The sequence below is a fragment of the Ruegeria sp. AB5 genome (assembly GCF_056542645.1).
Genome location: NZ_JBQGAE010000002.1, coordinates 1 through 20,244 on the forward strand (window position 1 = coordinate 1; position 20,244 = coordinate 20,244).

Genomic DNA, 20,244 nt, shown 5'->3' on the forward strand with positions numbered 1-20,244 from the left:
CAGAGCTTCTCGTTTGAACTCCGCGCTGTACCGCTTGTATCGCTTCGGCTTCGTCATTCGACACCTCCCGGCGCGGGCTGCGCCTATTCTAGGTGTCCACCAAATCAGAGAAAAACCACCTGCTCGTTGGTCAACCAAAACAAGTTGCTCATCACGCCTCCTGAAGTTCAGGAGCTTGAATCAGCTCGGCGTGACGTCTGCAATCAAATCAATGGGTCCAGTGCTTAACTCATTTTGGAAATTTAAATTTGGGATTGGTGTGTTTTGAGTCCAATCTGCTAATATCCAGTATTTTCGGGAGCGCGTTACCAATGCCCACGCTACAATCATGGCTAGCCTCTCTAAACCTGGAAAAGTACTTAGACACTCTTGTGTCGAATTCCATCGATTTGGACATAATCAGTCAATTGACGGAGGACGATCTCGCAAGTATCGGAATCACGCTTGGCGATCGCAAACGTCTGCTCAATGGATCACGGCAACTGGCAACACGTGCTTCTGGTTCAGCGCAAGCGAACTTTCAGGAAAGCAGTGCTACCGCCGCAGAAGCGCCCATTCGTCCCGGGAGGCCAATCGGAGAGTTGCGCCAGATGACAATCATGTTTGTTGATCTGGTCAATTCAACGGGTCTGACGCAGGAATTAGGTATCGAAAAATACCGCGATATTCTAAAGACCTATCAAAAGCAATGCGTAGAAGCGATCCAAAACAATTTCGGCTATTTTGCGCAATTTGTAGGGGATGGAGTCGTTTCATATTTTGGCTTCCCTCTCGCTAATGAAGACGATGCCGAACGAGCGGCGCTTACAGCTCTTGAGATTGTCGACAAGGTCAGTGCGATTGCAGTGTCGCCGCAAGAAAACCTCTCCGTACGCATCGGCATTGCCACGGGAGATGTAGTAGTCGAAGACGTGATACAAAGCCAACGACAGATCGATAGCTTCGCCCTAGGAGATATCCCCAATCTTGCAGCGCGGCTCCAGTCGCTCGCTGAACCCGGTACAGTCGCCGTTTCCGAACGCACCCAAAGACTTCTTGGGCATAACTTTCAGTGCGCCTCAATTGGAGCACATAAATTGAAGGGCTTTTCTGAACCAGTCAACGTCTGGTTGGTTGAAGGGTCACAGAGCACAGAACTGCGTTTTGAAAAGCGAGTACATGGTGCTCTTACTCCGCTTATTGGAAGACAAGACGAATTCAACCTGCTACAGGGGCGTTGGAACGCAGCTTGCCGCGGCGAAGGTCAGGCGGTTTTCCTTTCCGGAGAAGCAGGTCTGGGCAAGTCACGTCTGGCCGAAGAAGTGCAACAAAAACTCGTCCTGCCGCTGGGCCAACGTTTGATCTTCCAATGTTCTCCCTACCATGTGAACAGCTCATTCTTTCCAATCAAGGCACATATCATCAATTCGATTGGTTTGAGGGAAAGTGATACAGCGAAAGAACGGGAAAGCAAACTGAGAGCGTTTTTGGAGGCCCGGGATGGCGCTTCGGATAAGATCGCCTCTGTACTTTCTAATTTGCTTTCGCTCGGACCGAAAGATCGAATGTTCTTGGCTTCACCGGAAGAAACCAAGGCAAGAACAGTTGAGTTTTTGATCCGCTATATCGAGAAGACTGCATTCGAAAAACCAATACTCATTCAGTTTGAAGACTTGCACTGGATAGATCCGTCTTCTGAAGAATTGCTCAATATACTTTTGCACCGGATCGATAATCTCAGAGTAATGGTGTTGGGCACCTATCGTCCTGAGTACAAACCGACTTGGGTAAACTTACCTAAGGTCACCACTTTATCCATTCCAAGTCTCGGTGCAGGTGAAACCAAACAGTTGCTTCAAGCTTTGAACACGGACGACATCGTGCTGAATGGACTAATGCAGGTCATCGTCAATCGCTCGGAAGGCATACCGCTATACGTCGAAGAAATGGTCAGTATGCTCGCGAGAAATCAAGAAGCCAATTGGACAACAAGCCAGGCAGAACATGAAGTACCGTTCCCCTCGAGCCTCAAAGACCTTTTGCGCGCGCGCCTTGACAACCTCAGTGTCACGCCTGACACGATCTCGATTTGCGCGGCGCTTGGGCGAAATTTTACAAGTGATCTTGTTGCAGCCGTGGCCGAGCGATCAGTGGAAACCATTCAAACGGAATTGGCCAGCCTTGTGCAGGCTCAGATTATGGTTGTTCAAACGCAAGACTTTGAAAGGGTATACAGTTTCCGCCATGCGCTGATTGGCGATGTTGCCTACGACGCGATACTTCCGCAACAAGCGAAGGAACTGCATCGCCGAATTGCTGAAACTATGGTTGAGCGGTTCGAAAACCTATGTGATCGGCAGCCTGAAATTCTTGCGTTGCATTACATGAAAGCCGAGCAATTTGATGGCGCAAGAGAAAAATGGCGAGAAGCCGCGCACCTGAGTCTGCGCAATTATGCCAGCCAGGAAGCGATTGCCCAACTGACTGCCTCACTTGATGCGCACGAAAACCTTGCCCGAGATGATACGTCTGATCTGGTAGAGACAAAGTTGCGCCAAACCCTCGCGGTCGCCCTCGAAATGCGCAGTTGGGGCTCTCCTGATATTACTAGCAATCTGGAAAAACTGATCGCTCTTAACGAAAAGATCGGCGACCACGAAGTGGCCTTCGCCAATCTGCATCAGCTCATTGGCGAACACCTAATCGCTGGGCGACCAGATGTCGCTTGGCAATATTGCGAGCGGATGGCAGCATTAATCGCTATCGACGAAAATTCAGCCCTGCACACCCTGAGCGAACACAATAGCGGTATGACTTCTTTGCTCCTGGGCGAGTTTGACCGCGCCATTGCGCATTTTGACCAGGCGCTGGACCAGCGTTCTCAGTCTGAACTTAGCGAAATTAACCGGGTTTATCCCGCAGACCCAGAAACGGTCGATACGGTCCTGCGATGCTGGGCCGGGGCACTTAAACATGGCGACCAGACTTCCATCCTTGGCGAACTTGAAACGTCGATTGCCAAGGTGCGGGCGCAAAACAGCGAGTTCTCCCGATGCTATGGTCTGAGCATCATAGCGACAATTTATTGTACGATTAACGACCCTGAACAATGCCGAAAATTTGCAAAAGAAGCACACAAGATCAGCGAAAAAATGCAGTTCAAGTATTGGGAGCCTTGGTGCAGCGTCGTGCTAGGTTGGGCTGAAGCCCGCTGCGGCCAAACTGGCGGCGTCAATACGCTGCGTGAAGGGCTTGAGCGCTATGCCGCAACGGGGTCGGGACAGATTATCGCATTCTCACATACTTTACTTGCGGACGCGTATCTTTGCCAATGCGAGTTTGATGAAGCCGCTGGCCAGATCGCAATAGCGCGCGATGTGTTAAAGCATTCTTCGATCGGGTTTCATTCACAATGGACGGAGTTGTTGGCGCAAAAAATCGAAAAACTGGCCAATGCACATCACAGCGATTGAATTCGAAAGCGCGGACAACGAAACCCGACTGCTCGCCTAGCATGCAGATTTGTGTCACGATTCGCGACCATTCGTGCTACCCTCCCAGAATTGTTAGTTATTTGGGGGAAATTATGCGTATTCGACCTAGGAGATTGTTCGTAGCCTTGTCTCTGACTGTTGTTATATCGGCTTGCGCAGAAGGTCCGGTGGACCCTCAAACTGGAGAGGTTTTTAACGTTCGTGATATACCTGAACAGGAATTTGTAGCGGGCGATTATAATGACAGTCTCAATGCGCGTCCAAAACCGGTTAACGAGTTAGACGACGGGGAGTTCAAAAATGTTCTCCGAAAGCTCGACGGGAACTTATGCAAGCGCAGCGATACCCTCGAGAAATGCATCGAAAGGTTCAACCTGCCCAGTTCCGACGCGAATTTCAAAGGGTTGTCGGGAATTACCGGGCGGGCATTTCTCGAAACCGCTGAGGGCGGTAAGAATCCCAGCGGTAAGAGAGAGGTATTTGTTAGAGGGAAGATTTTAGATAAATGCCTGCATGATACCAGTCTGGCTGGCTACCACTACGACCGGAACACCTTCGAGCTGCGACTTTGCGTCATAATGATTACTGAAATCGCCAGACCAAGGGCGCCAAACAACAAATTCCAGTACCAGTATTTTCACGTTGAGGCCAGTTCTGCTTATGTAGATCAGAAAAACCCGGGCGATCCCGAAAATGTCTTTAAGAAAGCGGCCAAGGCAACTGGCTTGAAAGTGACTGCGGCTACTGCCAACGGCTTCGAGTTCAAGTTGTATGCAGCGGGGAAGAATATTGAGGTCATTAACTACTGGGAAGCAAAGGCGTCTAAAAAGCAGGGAAACCCGAAATGGAAAAAATACGTTAAGGGCCAAACCGGAATCCCAAGACGTATCCGGGAATACTTCAAGATTGACCACGATGCCTGTGTCGACATGATGTTTCCAATGGGCTTAGGCGTGCCTGAAACGCTGCCGTCGGGATCCGCGGCAGGCGTACATTATTGCCTCGGCCGCTGCAAAAATCCGCCGATCGTGAACACACGCTAGAAAGAATCTTGGTGTCTTGGGAGGCGAAGTATTCCCGATTGCCATTTGCGGATAAGCGCGGGTTGGTTTCTGAACAGCGCTTTTCGGGCGGCACATGGCTCGAGACAGGCTTTGTCGGAGTGGACAAAAGTGGCTCAGAGTAGCAGAAACTAACGATCTGAAAGAAATTGGCGCAGCACCCATGCGCTCAAGAAGTACGGGTTACGCTTCGGTCCGTTTCGTATTGTTCGTTTTCAGATCCGGGGCCATTCAGTCTCGGCGTGTGCGACTTGGAAGACGTTACCAAAACTTGCATCGCCGACGTAAGAGCAAGCTTATGCACCGCGTAACAGCGAGTATCGGCCTTGTCCGCACAAAACTTTTAAGTCGTCCATCCCCAGATTTCGCACACGCAGCGAATGCCCAGAACGCGGGCTGCGGCCACAGTATTTTAACTTTCGGTTCAACGGCAGCATCTGGCCGCCACTGAATTTTGCAAAGTCCGGCTTCTGCGCATTGCCGTCCTTAGCGCGGACTGCGGCACCCGGTAACTTTGGGGTCTAAGCAGATACTCACCTGCAAATCGCGTTCTAAGCAGAAAGATTCCTGCCGGGGGCACCTATTGCTTCTCAATCCCCCAGTTTGGCGTGAACTTCGTCCAGATCGATCTCACCCACAGGCATCTTGTTGGCCGGGTTTTCGAAATCGTATTTGAACAGCTCGAAGTCCTGTTTGTAGATTTCATAGACCAGATGCATTGACAGATCGTCGAAATAGTCCTCGACCGGATGGGCGCGTTCGGGGCCATGGCCTTCGGATTCGTTGAATCGCGGGATCTCGGACAATGTCACCGGATGGGCGGTTTCGACGTGGTCTAGAACTCCCTGCATCCCGTCATTGAACGCCTCGGTCCAGAAAATCCGATCATATTGCCCGCCATTCACAATGAAGGTCGACACATGCCCTGACATGGCAGACCAGTGAATGTCCGGGTCCATCGGGCGGCGCCAGCGGATCGTGTCGCGGGCAAACAGAAGAAACCGGCGGAAACTGGCAATCTGGTCAAACTCTCCCTTGCCATCATCACCGCCCACTTCGATCCCGTAATTATAGATCAGCGTCGGCACCAGATTGCCCCGGTAGCGTTTGCCGTTGCGCTGAATGCCGCAAATCTTGTCGAAGAATGAGCTGAGGATGCGCGTGTAAGGATTGCGCACGCAGGTAAAGGAATAAGACCCGTGATTGCGCACATTTGTGGCGATCATGCCCTGGCTTTGATCAAAAGCCCATTTGTGCATCCCGTCCTTGGCGTCATGGATATCGCCATCAAAGAACTCCCCATGATCCGAATAATACATGATCTGACCAATGGTCGAGCACGCACATTTGGGCACCACACGGTAAACCATGCTTTCGCTCTCGGTCATCCAAGTGCCGGGGAACCCCATCTGCTGTGCCTCCTCAACGGACTGGAACTCGCTACACAAACGTATTTTGCAGTCAAAGAACCAAAAATATTCTGTTTATTCAATCGTTCATCCTCAGTATCACGGATGCAAACGGGCAGAAACGGAAATTGCGTAAACCAGATGGCAAAGATTGCCTACATTTTGCTGTGTCACAAGAACCCTGACGCGATCATCGCGCAGGCCGAGCAACTGACCGCTGTGGGCGACTGTATGGCGATCCACTTCGACGCCCGGGCCAAGGCGTCTGACTATGAGCACATCCGCACGGCGCTGAATGACAATCCCAATGTCACCTTTGCTGCCAAGCGGGTCAAATGCGGCTGGGGCGAATGGTCTCTGGTTCAGGCCACGCTGTTTGCGTTGGAGGCTGCGGTCGATGCCTTTCCCCGCGTTACACATTTCTACATGCTGTCTGGCGATTGCATGGCAATCAAGACGGCGGAATACACGCATAATTTCCTGGATGAACACGACAAGGATTTTATCGAAAGCCACGATTTCTTCGCCAGCAACTGGATCAAGACCGGAATGAAGGAAGACCGGCTGATCTATCGCCATGTCTTCAATGAACGCACTCAGGCCAAGCGGTTCTACGCAGCCTACGAGTTGCAGAAACGCTTCAACCTGACACGCGCAATCCCCGAGGATATTCAGGTCATGATCGGCAGCCAGTGGTGGTGTTTGCGCCGCCACACGGTCGAGATGATCCTTGAACTGCTGCGTCAGCGGCGGGATGTGGTCCGGTTCTTCTCGACCACCTGGATCCCGGATGAGACTTTCTTTCAAACCCTGGTCCGCCATCTGATCCCGAAAAGCGAGATTGAAAACCGCACGCTGACCTTTCTGATGTTCTCGGACTACGGAATGCCGGTGACGTTCTACAACGATCACTTCGATATGCTGCTGGGACAGAACTATCTGTTTGCGCGCAAGATCAGCCCCGAAGCGCATGAACTAAAGGACCGGCTGGGCGCGCTTTATGCCAGCACAGGCGTTGACTTCCCCATCTCGAATGAGGGGCGCAACCTCTTTGCCTTCCTCACCGGACGCGGCCGTGTGGGCCGCCGGTTCGGGCAGCGGTTCTGGGAAGCCGGCAACACGCTTGGCCCCGAGCGCGAGCTGTTCCTGATCGTGTGCAAGAAATGGCATGTGGCGAAGCGGCTGGTCACTCAGATCGCCGCGGAAACAGACATCCCTTGCGTGGAATACCTGTTCAACGAAAAGGACACCGAACTGCCCGATCTGGGAGGTATCGAAACCACGCTCAACAAACGTTCGCGTCATCGCCGCGCCGTGGTCCGAATGCTGTTCGAGCATTTCGGATCAAACCAACTGGTGCTGTGTCTGGACCCTTCGAACCTGGATGTCATCCAGGATTTCTGCGGCGATGCGGCCAAAACCCATGTGCTTGAGATCGCGTGCGACTATTCAGATGACTACCTGATCGGCCATGCCCGGCGGGTTGGGTTGGCAGGAGAGAACAGCCCGAACGAGACCGTCGCGCACCTGCTGCCCACAATCCGAAACGATCTGGCCTATGAATCCGAGCTGATCCGTGGCGCAGGACTTGATGGCTATCTGCGTTTGCGTGAAAGGGCCGAGCGCACCGAGAAAGAGGCCGTGATCGCCGAATTTCTGTGTGTCGAGGCCGACAAGGCCCATTCAATCATGCAACTGGACTATCTGTTTTCTGACTAAGGCTGGGCGACGCGGCCAGCACCGCCGGGCCGACACTCAGATGTCGAACTTGACGCCTTGCGCCAGCGGCAGTTCAGCCGAGTAGTTCACCGTGTTGGTCTGACGGCGCATATAGGATTTCCAGGCGTCTGATCCGCTTTCGCGCCCACCGCCGGTTTCCTTTTCACCCCCAAACGCGCCGCCGATCTCGGCCCCGGACGGTCCAATATTGACATTGGCGATGCCGCAATCCGAACCGGCCGCTGTCAGGAATTGCTCAGCCTCACGCATGTTTAATGTGAAGACGCAGGAGGACAGGCCTTGCGGTACGTCATTCTGTAGCTCGATGGCGTCGTCGAAATCGTCATACCCCATGACATAGAGGATCGGAGCGAAGGTTTCCGTTTTCACCGTTGCTGTCTGTCCCGGCATCTCAACGATGGCGGGTTCCATATAGACGCCACCCGGCACACCTTCGATCACGCGCTGGCCGCCAAAGACGGTGCCGCCTTCGGCTTCAGCAGCTTTCAACGCTGCGGTCATTGCGGCACCCGAGGCTTCGTCCACCAGCGGTCCGATCAGGGTACCCTCGGCCAGAGGATCACCGATGGGCAAACCGGCATAGGCTTTCTTGAGACGCGCGACCAACTGGTCTTTGATTGTGTTGTGTACGATCAGCCTGCGCAGCGTCGTACAGCGTTGACCCGCTGTTCCGACCGCCGAGAACACAATCGCCCGCACTGCCATTTCCAGATCAGCCGAGGGACCCACGATCATGGCGTTGTTGCCGCCCAGTTCCAGAATGCACTTGCCGAACCGCGCCGCAACGACAGGCGCAACCGCGCGGCCCATGCGGGTCGACCCGGTGGCCGAGATCACCGGGACATCTTCGCTTGCCACCAGGGCCTCACCCAAAGCAGCGCCGCCGATCAGGGTTTGCAGCAGATTGTCGGGTGCATCGCCAAATCGGGCCAAGGCCCGCTCGAAGATCTTCTGGCAGGCCATCGCTGTCAGCGGCGTCTTTTCGGAGGGTTTCCAGATCACCGGATTGCCGCAGACAATCGCCAGCGCGGCGTTCCAGGACCAGACCGCAACCGGAAAGTTGAAGGCCGAGATCACCCCGACCGGACCCGCCGGATGCCATGTCTCCATCATGCGATGCCCGGGACGTTCGGATGCGATGGTCAAACCATAAAGCTGGCGGGACAGACCAACGGCGAAGTCGCAGATATCGATCATCTCTTGCACTTCTCCAAGTCCTTCCGAGGTGATCTTGCCCGCTTCCCAACTGACCAGCGCGCCCAGATCATCCTTGGCTGCGCGCAGCTCTTCTCCCAGCAGGCGTATCAGTTCGCCCCGACGCGGGGCAGGCACGCCACGCCACGCCTTGAACGCGGTTTTTGCATTGGCGAAGATCGCGTCCATTTCGGATGCCGGGGTTTCATGGACCTCGGCCAATACGCGACCGTCAATTGGGGACCGCACTGTCAATGCGCCACCCGTCAGTTCCGAAGCGGTCAGGTCGAAGTTTGCCAGAGTGGTTTCAGCAGTCATCACAACATCTTTCATTTCTCAAGCCGCCTTGTTCTGTGGGGTTACATCACCGGCCCGGTAGAGCCTGCCAAATTCGGTGTTCAGGAAATCGGACAGCTTCACCTGCTCTTGCCGGATGAAACCGGTCGAAGGTAAAACGCTCGTGCGCATCAAATCAACGACACCCAACACACCAGCGGCGGTTGTGACCTGAATGGCGCTCCAGACCTGTCCGTTGATCTCACGTGCGAAGCTTTTGTTGATCAGCGATTTTTCCCGCAACGTCCCGCCAATCATGCCTTTGGCGGTGCAATAGACCAGCACCACATCCTGATCGGTGCGTGGCAGGGCGGCTTCGAATATCTCTTTCAAAAGATCACGGCGGCGTTCCAGCCCCAGATCGTGCAGCAACAGTTTCAGGATGTCACAATGGCCCGGATAGCGGATCGAGCGGTACGAGACAGCCCGAGCCTTGCCCTGCATCGTTTCCGGCAAGGTGCCCAGACCGCCCGAGGTGTTGAAGCACTCGTATTCGACGCCGTCGTGTCCCAACGTCTCGTAGTCCTCAAGCGGCGCCGTCTTGACCCTTTCCCCATTCACGATGGCATCGCAGGGGTTGCAGTATTCGTTGATCAGGCCGTCCGTCGACCAGGTCAGATTGTATTTCAACGCGTTGGTGGGATAGAGCGGCAAAGCCCCCACCCGCATGTGCAGGCTGTCTATGTCGTCAAATTCAGCGGCCAAAGACGCGCCAGCGATCCCGACAAAGCCGGGTGCCAGCCCGCATTGCGGCGCAAAGGCGGTTTGGCTTCCTTCGGCAAGGGCGCGGACAGCCTTGGTGGCCGCGACATCTTCGGTCAGGTCAAAGTAATGCGCACCGGCCCGTTTGGCCGCCGCAGCGATGGTCGGGGTCAAAAAGAAAGGGGCGGCCGAGATGATGGCGTCGAACCCGTCCAGTCCGGTGGCCACGTTGTCTGCGTCTTTGGCGTCGATCTGTTTTGTCGCCACACCCAGTCTGGCAACCTCGCCCAGAGCTTTCAGATCGTGATCCGCGACTGTGACGCTGTAATTCGGTGATCCCTTCAACAAAGTGGCGATCATCTGCCCGATTTTACCAGCCCCCACAACACATACATCCCAGGACATCGCGCGCCTCCTCTTTTTTGGTTTTCATCAAGAGTGGCGCAGAAAACGGTCATTTCGTAGGGATTATCTTGACGAAATAGTAAGTATATCCGTCATTATGACGTAGAATTCGTTAAATTGCTGAGTCTTGCGCGGGCTCTGGCGGTCTGTAGGGCGATTTCGACCGCTACACATCTGCCGACGAATAGCGTGGCCCTGATGTGCGGAGGCCTGAGTTCTTGTGGTCGAAAAGAAGCTGAATGCCTGTCCTGGCTTCAGGTGCATCTAAGGTTCTTAGTCCGCAAGAAAACAAGCCTATGCGGGGATTTTCGCCGGTAAACGTCAATGAAATTGCCAGATTCTGAAAGAGTTGTTAGTCTGTTCTCAATGGGAAAAATCCCGGGGGCAAAACAATAGAGCAGAAGTCTGGAACCCCCCCGCATGTCGTGTGGGCTACGGTGCCTGAGGACCTTAATGGGACTCGGGGCGGTGTGTTTTTCTTGTGGGCCGAGGTCGAGCGGGCGCGCGTGCAGGCGCAGGAACCAGACCAGCACCCGCCTGCTGCTCCAACACCGTCTGCTCCGACACCCCCCACTCCGCGGGTTGTTCAAAGCAGACCCGTGTCCAGCAAGCCGCTTGGCGGGGTTGATGAGTTTATCTTCTATGAACGCAACACTGCGGAACAGCGGCGCTGAGACCCGATCAGAGTTTTTCGAAGAACAGGATCACCTCGCCCAGACGGACGCCATACCGTGAGACATAGGCGCGGTTCAGCAGGCGGTCATCTTCCAGAAGCCACATCCAGTCGTCAAAGTTCACGCGCATCGTGCCGTCCTTGATGGGAAGGTCGATCTTGTATTTCCAGTTGAACGTATCACCGCGCTCGGTCCCCGTCGCTGTCCCCAGAACTCCCGGCGCGGTCCCGGTCCACGTGTCCTCGCCCGTTTTGGTCAGGGTCCAGATGCGCTGTTCTGTTGCGCCGTCATCATAGACAAAATCCTCGACCAGCGTCAGTGTCTGCCCGTCCCATGTGCCATCGATATCGACCGTAAAGCGGCGCGGAACGTTGCCCAGAACGTCCTGAAACTGGCCATACGCAACTGTTTTGCCCTCAAAGAACTCTTCAAGGTTCAATTGCCGGTCCGACAGGAAGGTTTTCGGCACCCGAGGCTTGGCGGAACAGGCGGCCAATACCAGCAGACCGGCAATCGCCATCAGGGATATCAGAAAACGGAACCGCATCATTGCAGCGGCCTGTGTTCGGCATCCGAGTCATACCCGTTTGCGCCGTGTAGATGCATGGTTTGCACCTTGGGCGCCGGACGCATCGTCGCCACCAGTTCAGCCACCTTGAGGCCGAACTTGCGCATTTCCGATCGGTTCATGATCGCGCCGTTCTCGGTCAGGTACATCCAGTCCGTGACGTCCAGCGTGTGACCCCCCGCATCTTGGGGCAGGATGATCCTGTAGGTCAGTTTGACGGTCGATCCCGAGATCACGCCCTTGCCCTCGCCGACAATATCGTCAGCTGTGGCCGTGAACGTGTTGCCGGTGCCAAGCGTCAGATACCATTTTCGGGTCATCTGTTTTCCGTTCGAGTATGTGAAATACTCGGCCAGGGTGCCGGTGTTCCCATCCCACTCACCGACCATGCGGGCCACGAAGCTGTTCGACATCTTGCCGTTTGGACCATAGATCAGTCCTTCTGACAGAATGTCGCCATTCAGATGTTCGGCGAGCGAAAACTCGGGGCCTGTTCCGGTGTAGTCGGTCGGGGATTGTGACCGAAAGCTCAGAAAGCGTCTTTGGACAGCGACGATAGCGAGGATGGCGAGCAGAAACACAACGAGCGCAGTCATTTGGCTGTAACCTCCGTGGGCAGGGTCAAGACCATTGCGAACGCCCCAAGCTTGAGAATGCAGGGCAGCAGAGCATAGGCGAATGTGAGTGTGTTCAACGCCTGTTCAGAGTTGGCTTGACCGGGTGAAAAGCCACTGCGTTCCAACAGGGGCAGGGCAAAAAAGGCAGCGAGCGCAAGGCCCAGCTTGCCAGCGAAAGACCAGATGCCGAATGCGGTCGAGGCATTCAGCCCCGCGCGGTTCAGCACGACCGAGAACATGGCGGGCAGGATCACGATATCCGCTCCGGCCGCTGCGCCAGACGCCAGGCAGATCAGCGCAAAGCCGGTCAGGTTGCCAGCAGAAAGGGTGGCTGCGCCAATGAAGGATGCAATTGCAAGCGGCATCGCGATCATGAGTGTCTGCTTCGGTCCAATTCTGTTGCTCAGTCTGGCCCACAGCGGCACGCTGGCCCCGGCGCTGAGGAAGAACAGAATGAGCAGCGGGCCCGCCTTGCCGGGCAATTGTAGTTTGTCCTCGACAAAGAACAGGAAGAGAGTTGCTGTCAGAGCGACCGGCAGGCTGTTGATCAGTGCCAGAACCAGCAGACGCAGGGCGCCGGATTGCCCAAGCGCCGTAAATGAGATGCCGTCGCCCGTGATCGGTGTACGGTTCCACATCGGAACGGTCAGGATCAGGGTCATCACCGCCAAAGCGCCCAGAAACAGGCCGAACGCGGGGTAGCCCTGTGCCTGCGCGCCAAACGCAACGAACAGGGCCGGGGCGCTGGCGGCAAGCACCACGCCCGTCAACTGCCCGCCTTCCCGGAAAGCGGCCAAACGCATCAGCTCTTTCGGATCTGCACGTTTGGCCAGCGTCGCGCTGCGGCCATAGAGCAGGATGGTGCCAAGGCTGTAGGCTGAAAAAAGCAACACGAGGATGGTGATCAATGCGCTGACGCTGGCCCCGTTTGGCAGGCCGAACAGCAAGGGGAATCCAATTGCCAGCCCAAGCGCGGCCAGTGCGGCGAACAGAAGCTGCCCTCCGGGCCAGCGGTCGATGGCCCAGCCAATAAGCGGGTCTTGCACCAGGTCGACCAGTCGGATCACCAGTAATACAGTCCCGATCACCCCAAGGCCAATGCCCAGATTCACCGCAGCAAAACGCGGCAGGTGAATATAAAGCGGTATGCCCGCCGCAGCGAGCATCAGCGCATAAAGGCTGACCCGGGGATACAGCATCACTGACCTTTCAATTGCCGGGTGAAGCTGGCCGACCGGGTGTCGTCGCCCACGAAAATTGACATGAAGGATTTCTTGATGCCGGTGTTTGTCAGCGTGCAGGTCTGTGTCCCATTGCGCCAGAACCCAACCTTGTTGGGCCCTTCGGAGATCGCCAAATAGCTGTCGCCTTTGCTGACCGCCTGAAAACATGTCTCAAGCTGGGCCGGTGTCGGAGCAGGATTGCCCTGCCGCGCCATTTCATCCAGCGTCGACTCGACCAGTGCTTTCTGAGCCAGGTTCTTTCGGTAGGTCAGTTGCAGACCAAAATCCTCGGACCAGTTGAAGGCCGCTCCACCGGGTGTGTAGAGCTTGGCGTCATACACGGGCAGGCCCAGGAAGCGAAAGGTAGAGCTGCCCAGAAGTTTGGGATCGCTCAGTTCGCTGGACAGAGGTGAAGCCGTCACCCCGCCCGGCACAAGCAGGGCGAGCGATAGAAGCGCAGCGTACAGTTTATTCGGCGGCCACATAGATGGCCGCGTCTTTTTCAAGAATGCCATTGTCAGCTCCGGTTGTTTGCGGGGCGCCGCGCAGTTGGTCAACGACATGCATCGCGCTGGCGATCCCGTCTTCATGAAACCCGTGCCGGTTATAGGCTCCGGCGAACCAGGTCCGGTTCTGTCCCTGCATTTCGCGAATTTGTCCCTGTGCTTTCAGGGCCGCTTTGTCGAAGACCGGATGGGCAAACTCGACCTGGTCATAGATTTTGTCCTCGGCGATTTGAGAGGACGCGTTCAGAGATACGAACAGCGGATCGCTGTCCGGAATGTTCTGCAACCGGTTCATCCAATAGGTCACGCCGACATCTCCGGCTTGCGAGCGGTAGGTCCAGCTGGACCAGCAGGCGCGCCGCTTTGGCATCTGACTTTCATCGCAGTGCAGGATCGCGTGGTTGGGCTGGTAGCGGATTGCGCCGAGGGCTGCGGCCTCTGCCGGCGTCGCGTTGTCGCCGAGAATAGCCAGCGATTGATCCGAATGGCTGGCCAGTATGATCTCGTCAAACCGGTCCGCATGGCCTTGACTGGTGACCGTCACTCCGGCCTCATCACGCTGCACATGATCCACTGGCGCAGCCAGCCGGATGTCGCTGCCGCGCGACCTCAATGCAGCGTCGATGCGGCGCACGTATTCGATGCTGCCACCCTTGACCGTATACCATTGGTGCTGGCTGGCGCGGCCACTGGCCAGCAAGGCGTGGTTGCGAAAGAACTGAACCAGCGAGCGAGCAGGGAACTGATCGACAAATTCGACCGGTGTGGACCAGATCGCCCCGCACATCGGCATCAGGTAGTTGTGGCGGAACCAGTGACCCAGACGCATCTGATCCACCAGCTCTCCGATGGTTGTGTCGTCATCCTGCGCCGCTTCGGGGGCTTCCTTGCTGAAGCGCAAAATGTCCGAGATCATCTTGTAGTAAGACGGGCGCATCAAGTTGCGTTTTTGGGCCGTCAGAGTGCGCAGGTTGTTGAGCCCGTATTCGATGCGACCGTTGTCTATGGTCGCACCAAAGCTCATCTCGCTTTTCTCGACGGGAACGTTCAACGCGTCGAACAGCTTGGTCAGGTAGGGGTAGGTTGCATAGTTGAACACGATAAAGCCGGTATCGACCGGCTGATCCCCGTTCTTGCCGGCCATCACGGTTCGCGCATGGCCGCCGAGACGCGGTTCGGCCTCGTAGATGGTGATATCGTGGTGTTCTGAAAGGTAGTAAGCTGCGGATAATCCTGAAATGCCTGCACCTATTACTGCGATTTTCTTGCGCTCGCCTCGCGTTTCGTCGAACATGTGATCCCCTTAGTGCGACATTTATCTAGAGATACGTAGAAGGGTCGAACGCGGATCAATCAGGTTAGATTAATTTTTCCAATGCTCTATGCTGTGACTTCCCGGTCAAATTCCCATGGGCGAGGATGATCCAGCTGAGTTTCTTGGCCGTAAAAGCATAAAGTGACTTCAACCAGATCAATACCGTGTATGAGACACTGCCTCATGCACCCAAAATGGACCAAGCATGAGCAGTTTCGAGGGAAAGACCTATTGGATCGTCGGCGCCAGCGAGGGGTTGGGCCGCGCTTTGGCCGAGGGTCTCAGTCAGCAGGGCGCGCATCTTGTCCTGTCAGCCCGCAATGCGGATCGGCTGGCCGAAATCTGCGAAACCTTACCGAATGCACGGGCGGTTCCCTTCGATGTGACTGATCTGGAAGCTGTGCGCCGCGCTGTGAGCGAGGCCGGACAGGTCGACGGGCTGGTCTACAACGCCGGAGCCTACGAGCCCATGCGCACCGGTGATTGGGACACGGATGCGGTTCTGGCCATGACGGACGTGAACTATATCGGCGCATTGCGGGTCTTGGGTGAAACGGTGCCGGGGTTTGTTGAGGCTGGGCGCGGGGATATCACGCTGATCGGGTCGTTGTCCGGCTATCGCGGCTTGCCTGCGGCGGTGGGATATGCGGCCAGCAAGGCGGCGCTGGTCTCTCTGGCGGAAACCATGCGCTTTGATCTGGCGGGCACGGGGGTGACGGTGCGGATCGTCAACCCCGGCTTCATCAAGACACGGTTGACCGAAAAGAACAATTTCAAGATGCCCATGCTGATGACGGCTGAGGACGCTGCCGATCGGGTGCTCAGGGCGATGTCGCGCCGTCGGTTCCGCACCGATTTCCCGGCCCCGTTTTCCTGGGTGATCCGGTTGCTGGATTTTCTGCCGGATATTCTGATTTATCGCGGGAAATAGGCTCTAAGCAGGGCTATCAGCCAAACTGCCCCTGACAGAACCAGCCTGCGGTCAGGGTGCCGCCGTGTCCATAGAACAGCCAGAGCCGCTCACCCTGTTCGGTCACAACCACCCAATAATCCCGCACACCACTGCGCCAGTTGGGGTCATCCAGCCACCATTCCGGCGCGATCCGTTCCGGGCCGGTAGCCTGTGCCAGCTGCCAGTCGCGTCCGCGCCAGCGGAATGCGGTTGGGACATCCGGTATCTCTGGGGCCATGACTGGCTCGGGTTGCCACATCTGCAAGGGGCGCGGGCGCGGCGCGGCGGGCCAGTCGCTTGCGGGGTCTGACCACGCTGCCGCCAGAACCTGTGCGGTTTTCTCGGGGATGTGCGAGGCCGCAGGATGACGCCGGGTGATCATCTCGAGCCCCACCCGCGCGCCCAGCTTGCCGATCAGGTCTTCTACCGCGGTATTTCCATCAAGCCGGTTGCGCGCCACGCGACGCGCTTCGGCATGGCCGGCTATGGTCCGGGCGTGGATGGGTTCCGTCTGGATCGCCTCAAGCCGCAGCATGTCGATGCCATAGCCCGCGTCGATCTTATCAATTTTCATCTCTAACAAAGGGCGAATGCGGTATTTGTCATAGGTCGGGCGGGCCAGACCTATCTCGATGATCTCGGCGGCCTGATCGGCACGATGGGCTTCCAGACGTAGGGTGCGCACCCCGCGGCCTTTCTCTTCCAGTTTGGTGCAAAGCGTCGGCAGGACCCGGTCGACAGCAGCCATCATGTCTTCGACCAGCCCAATCGGGTTGGGCAGGGTCATCCGCACCGCGAAATGATGCGGCGGACGGGCGGGAGAGACAGGCTCGGGCGCGCTGCCCATGGCCTGATCCAGCCGCAGCACCAGCCCGCGCCCGAACCGTCGCGCCAAACTGGCACGCGGTTGTCCCAGCAGATCGCCGATCCGGCGCAGGCCCAGACGGTTCAGTTGCGCGACCATCTGATCCTCAAGCCGCAGCGCCGCGATGGGCAAGGGGCTGAGCGCGCCATAAGACTGCCCCGGCGCGGCGATCCGGGCCCCTCCGCCCAGCGCGACCACCTGCGGCGCGGCCCCGCCTTTGGTCCAGTGCCGCCGCTTGCCAGCCCGGGCACGGGTGGCGCGGGCCTCTTGGCTGATGGCGTCGCCGTTGCGGTCGGATGTGGCCTCCTGCCCCGCGTATCGCGCCAGCGCCCAGGCCGCGCCCAGCGTGTCGGCAATGCCCATCTGCACACTGAGACCCATATCGGTGCAGTCGGTCTCAAGCACGCTCAACAACGCGTCTTCCCCGCCAAACAGATGCGCGCACCCCGAAAGGTCAACGATCAGCCCGTCAGGCGCTTCTTCGGCCACCCATGGGCTGTATTTACCCGCCCAGCGGCGCAGCGCGGTCAGGAACGCGGCCTCGACCGGGGCATTGCGGGGCCGGGTGATCAGCGACGCGCACATGGCATGGGCGTCGCGCACCGGCTGGCCCACACGCAGCCCGGCGGCCTGCGCCTCGGCATTCAGCGACGTAATCACCTGCATGTTCGACTGTTCGGCCACCACGGCCAAAGGTCCGACATGCAGCCCCCGCGCGGCGCGGATCAGCCGTTCAGCCCCCAGACGGGGAAACCACAGTGAGAGTATTCGGCGTTTCGGCATCAGCAGACATCAAAATGTTCCCACTTTGTTCTTATCTGAGAATCACTTCCCGAGTCCACGCCTACCCGCAGGTCAGACGCTGAATGATGCCGCTTTCGGTTACATAGACGTTCAGGCGATCAATCCGGTAGTCCTGCGTCGCAAGGTCATCGGGGCCCAGCACCCGGATACGGTCCGGCAGATCGGCCTGAATGGCGGAAACCGGCTGACCAACCGAGTCGGCAAACGGATCGCCCTGACAAAAGGCCAGATCGACCGGTGCAGCCTCGGGCGCAAGACGCGCCTCTTCCGGCGCAGGGGGGGCGGCGCAGGCTGTCAGAAGGATCAGGATCGGGATAAATCGGTGCATTGGCGTTCCTCATTCCGGCAATGTCGTTTCTGCAATATCAATTGATTAGCCACTCTGTCATGAATGCACAGTTGAAAACACCCTGCAATTGACGCAGGGTCGGGCCAAACAAGACAGGGAGATTAGCACCATGCGTACCCGTGCCGCCGTCGCCGTTCAGGCGGGCAAACCTTTGGAAGTGATGGATGTGAACCTCGAAGGCCCCAAAGCGGGCGAGGTTCTGGTCGAGATCAAGGCGACCGGCATTTGCCACACCGACGAATTCACCCTGTCGGGCGCAGACCCCGAGGGTCTGTTTCCCGCCATTCTGGGCCATGAAGGTGCGGGCGTTGTGGTCGAGGTTGGCCCCGGCGTCACCAGTCTGAAGCCGGGCGATCACGTGATCCCGCTCTACACACCTGAATGTCGCGAATGCGAATACTGCCTGCATCCTAAAACCAACCTGTGTCAGGCGATCCGCTCGACACAAGGGCAAGGTCTGATGCCCGATGGCACCTCGCGGTTCTCGACGTTGGATGGCGATCCGATCCTGCATTACATGGGCTGTTCGACCTTTTCCAACCACACGGTCCTGCCGGAAATCGCGCTGGCCAAAGTGCGCCCGGACGCGCCCTTCGACAAGATTTGCTATATCGGCTGCGGCGTGACCACCGGCATCGGCGCGGTGATCAACACTGCCAAGGTCGAGATCGGCAGCCGTGCCATTGTCTTCGGTCTGGGAGGCATCGGGCTGAACGTCATTCAGGGCCTGCGACTGGCAGGGGCCGATCAGATCGTTGGCGTCGATCTGAACCCGTCCAAGGTGGAAATGGCCACCCGGTTCGGCATGACCGATTTCGTGAATCCCAAAGAGGTCGAGGGCGATCTGGTGCCTTATCTGGTCGATCTGACCAAGGGCGGCGCAGATTACACATTCGACGCCACCGGCAATGTCGGCGTGATGCGCGACGCGCTGGAATCGGCGCATAAAGGCTGGGGTGAATCGATCATCATCGGCGTGGCACCCGCGGGGGCCGAAATCTCGACCCGTCCGTTCCAGCTTGTCACCGGCCGGTCCTGGCGCGGCACTGCCTTTGGCGGCGCCCGTGGCCGCACAGATGTGCCCAAGATCGTGGATTGGTACATGGAAGGTAAGATCGAGATCGATCCGATGATCACCCACACCATGGGCCTGGATGACATCAACCACGGGTTCGACCTGATGCATAAAGGTGAAAGCATCCGCTCGGTCGTGGTCTACTGAGAAACCCGAAATAGTTTCCAAGGGCGGGCTTTTGCTCGCTCTTTTTGGGTCTTACAGTCCTCACCATGAATTAAATTTAAGGTTGAGGATTTCAGGTGACCACAGGAAGGACAGACCGTCTGGCGGTTCTGATCGATGCGGACAATGTCTCCGCAAAACATGCAGCAGAGATTTTCGAAGAAATTGCCACGCTGGGCGAGGCTGGTCTGAGGCGGATTTACGGGGATTTCTCGAACGGGTCACCGCAGGGTTGGGAGGCCAAATCCCTGGCCGAATACGCCATCGTTCCGCATCAGCAATTCGCCAACACATCCGGCAAAAACTCCAGCGACATTGCGTTGGTCATTGATGCCATGGACATTCTGCATTCCGGTCGATTTGGCGGCTTTGTGCTGGTCTCTTCGGACAGCGATTTTACGCGCCTTGCCAGCCGGATACGAGAGCAGGGACTGGATGTGTTTGGAATCGGAGAGCGCAAAACCCCCAAGGCCTTTGTGGCAGCGTGCAATCGGTTCATTTATATTGATAATATCGAGAAGCCAGCCGCAGATAATCCGCAGGCCAAAAAGTCCGAAAGCCCAAAACCAAAGCAAGAGCTGAACCATGCCTATCAGCTTATTCGCAATGTCGTACAGAATACGAATGAGCCGGACGGCTGGGCCAGTCTTGCATTCGTCGGAAGCCAATTGGGCAAGATGTATCCGGACTTTGATGCCCGCTCCTATGGCCACAAAAGGCTGAGCGATCTAGTGCGCGCCATAGACCGGTTTGAGAAAAGCGGCGAAAATGGTGGTCTCAAGATCAGATGCAAAGAGCCGTAAAGGCAGGA

Annotated in this window: 16 protein-coding genes; 6 read left to right on the forward strand and 10 right to left on the reverse strand. The window is 56.8% G+C overall.

Features of this window, described 5'->3' with window-relative positions; genetic code table 11:
- Positions 1–311: 311 nt before the first annotated feature.
- Together ACR0L4_RS05305 and ACR0L4_RS05310 are read left to right on the forward strand one after the other, a co-directional pair.
- Positions 312–3,452 carry an adenylate/guanylate cyclase domain-containing protein gene (locus tag ACR0L4_RS05305; protein WP_170750252.1) on the forward strand — a complete coding sequence of 1,047 codons (3,141 nt, stop codon included), beginning with the start codon at positions 312–314 and terminating at the stop codon, positions 3,450–3,452.
- Positions 3,453–3,640: 188 nt separating this feature from the next.
- A complete protein-coding gene (locus ACR0L4_RS05310) occupies positions 3,641–4,516 on the forward strand; it encodes a hypothetical protein (protein WP_170750251.1) in 876 nt (291 codons plus the stop codon).
- A gap of 608 nt (positions 4,517–5,124) precedes the next feature.
- On the opposite strand, the gene ACR0L4_RS05315 is transcribed toward ACR0L4_RS05310, so the two are convergent.
- On the reverse strand, positions 5,125–5,943 hold the full coding sequence (locus ACR0L4_RS05315; RefSeq protein WP_170750250.1) for a sulfotransferase family protein: 819 nt from the start codon (positions 5,941–5,943) through the stop codon (positions 5,125–5,127).
- A 141-nt stretch (positions 5,944–6,084) separates the two neighbouring features.
- Here ACR0L4_RS05315 and ACR0L4_RS05320 point away from each other — a divergent pair, with 141 nt between their 5' ends.
- Complete coding sequence (locus tag ACR0L4_RS05320; RefSeq protein ID WP_480511172.1) at positions 6,085–7,662, forward strand: DUF5928 domain-containing protein; 1,578 nt, start codon at positions 6,085–6,087, stop codon at positions 7,660–7,662.
- 36 nt (positions 7,663–7,698) lie between these two features.
- Here the strand turns inward: ACR0L4_RS05320 and amaB are convergent, their stop codons facing one another.
- The 7 genes from amaB to ACR0L4_RS05355 all read right to left on the reverse strand — a co-directional run bounded on the left by amaB (position 7,699) and on the right by ACR0L4_RS05355 (position 15,202).
- A complete protein-coding gene (gene amaB, locus ACR0L4_RS05325; protein ID WP_480511174.1) occupies positions 7,699–9,210 on the reverse strand; it encodes an L-piperidine-6-carboxylate dehydrogenase in 1,512 nt (503 codons plus the stop codon).
- 3 nt (positions 9,211–9,213) lie between these two features.
- Positions 9,214–10,320, reverse strand: a complete 1,107-nt coding sequence (locus ACR0L4_RS05330; RefSeq protein WP_480511176.1) for a saccharopine dehydrogenase family protein — start codon at positions 10,318–10,320, stop codon at positions 9,214–9,216.
- A gap of 681 nt (positions 10,321–11,001) precedes the next feature.
- Entirely contained in the window at positions 11,002–11,544 is a 543-nt protein-coding gene (locus ACR0L4_RS05335; RefSeq protein WP_480511178.1) for a DUF3833 domain-containing protein, read from the reverse strand.
- Positions 11,541–12,158 carry a DUF3833 domain-containing protein gene (locus ACR0L4_RS05340; protein WP_480511180.1) on the reverse strand — a complete coding sequence of 206 codons (618 nt, stop codon included), beginning with the start codon at positions 12,156–12,158 and terminating at the stop codon, positions 11,541–11,543. Before ACR0L4_RS05340 ends, ACR0L4_RS05335 begins: the two co-directional genes overlap by 4 nt.
- Positions 12,155–13,378, reverse strand: coding sequence for an MFS transporter (locus ACR0L4_RS05345; protein ID WP_480511181.1), 1,224 nt, complete (start codon positions 13,376–13,378; stop codon positions 12,155–12,157). The genes ACR0L4_RS05340 and ACR0L4_RS05345 overlap by 4 nt, the downstream gene beginning before the upstream one ends.
- A complete protein-coding gene (locus tag ACR0L4_RS05350; RefSeq protein ID WP_480511182.1) occupies positions 13,378–13,917 on the reverse strand; it encodes a hypothetical protein in 540 nt (179 codons plus the stop codon). Before ACR0L4_RS05350 ends, ACR0L4_RS05345 begins: the two co-directional genes overlap by 1 nt.
- Positions 13,871–15,202 (reverse strand): NAD(P)/FAD-dependent oxidoreductase, encoded by a 1,332-nt coding sequence (locus ACR0L4_RS05355; RefSeq protein WP_480511183.1) that lies wholly within the window; start codon positions 15,200–15,202, stop codon positions 13,871–13,873. The genes ACR0L4_RS05350 and ACR0L4_RS05355 overlap by 47 nt, the downstream gene beginning before the upstream one ends.
- 226 nt (positions 15,203–15,428) lie before the next feature.
- On the opposite strand from ACR0L4_RS05355, the gene ACR0L4_RS05360 reads away from it, so the two are divergent.
- Complete coding sequence (locus ACR0L4_RS05360; protein WP_480511185.1) at positions 15,429–16,154, forward strand: SDR family NAD(P)-dependent oxidoreductase; 726 nt, start codon at positions 15,429–15,431, stop codon at positions 16,152–16,154.
- Positions 16,155–16,170: 16 nt separating this feature from the next.
- Here the strand turns inward: ACR0L4_RS05360 and ACR0L4_RS05365 are convergent, their stop codons facing one another.
- Both ACR0L4_RS05365 and ACR0L4_RS05370 read right to left on the reverse strand, forming a co-directional pair.
- Positions 16,171–17,823, reverse strand: coding sequence for a DUF6504 family protein (locus ACR0L4_RS05365; RefSeq protein ID WP_480511187.1), 1,653 nt, complete (start codon positions 17,821–17,823; stop codon positions 16,171–16,173).
- A gap of 61 nt (positions 17,824–17,884) precedes the next feature.
- Entirely contained in the window at positions 17,885–18,172 is a 288-nt protein-coding gene (locus ACR0L4_RS05370; RefSeq protein WP_480511189.1) for an I78 family peptidase inhibitor, read from the reverse strand.
- 130 nt (positions 18,173–18,302) lie between these two features.
- Here ACR0L4_RS05370 and ACR0L4_RS05375 point away from each other — a divergent pair, with 130 nt between their 5' ends.
- Both ACR0L4_RS05375 and ACR0L4_RS05380 read left to right on the forward strand, forming a co-directional pair.
- Positions 18,303–19,415, forward strand: a complete 1,113-nt coding sequence (locus ACR0L4_RS05375) for an S-(hydroxymethyl)glutathione dehydrogenase/class III alcohol dehydrogenase (protein ID WP_480511191.1) — start codon at positions 18,303–18,305, stop codon at positions 19,413–19,415.
- Between the two features lie 95 nt (positions 19,416–19,510).
- On the forward strand, positions 19,511–20,236 hold the full coding sequence (locus ACR0L4_RS05380; RefSeq protein ID WP_480511193.1) for an NYN domain-containing protein: 726 nt from the start codon (positions 19,511–19,513) through the stop codon (positions 20,234–20,236).
- The last annotated feature ends 8 nt before the right edge of the window (positions 20,237–20,244 follow it).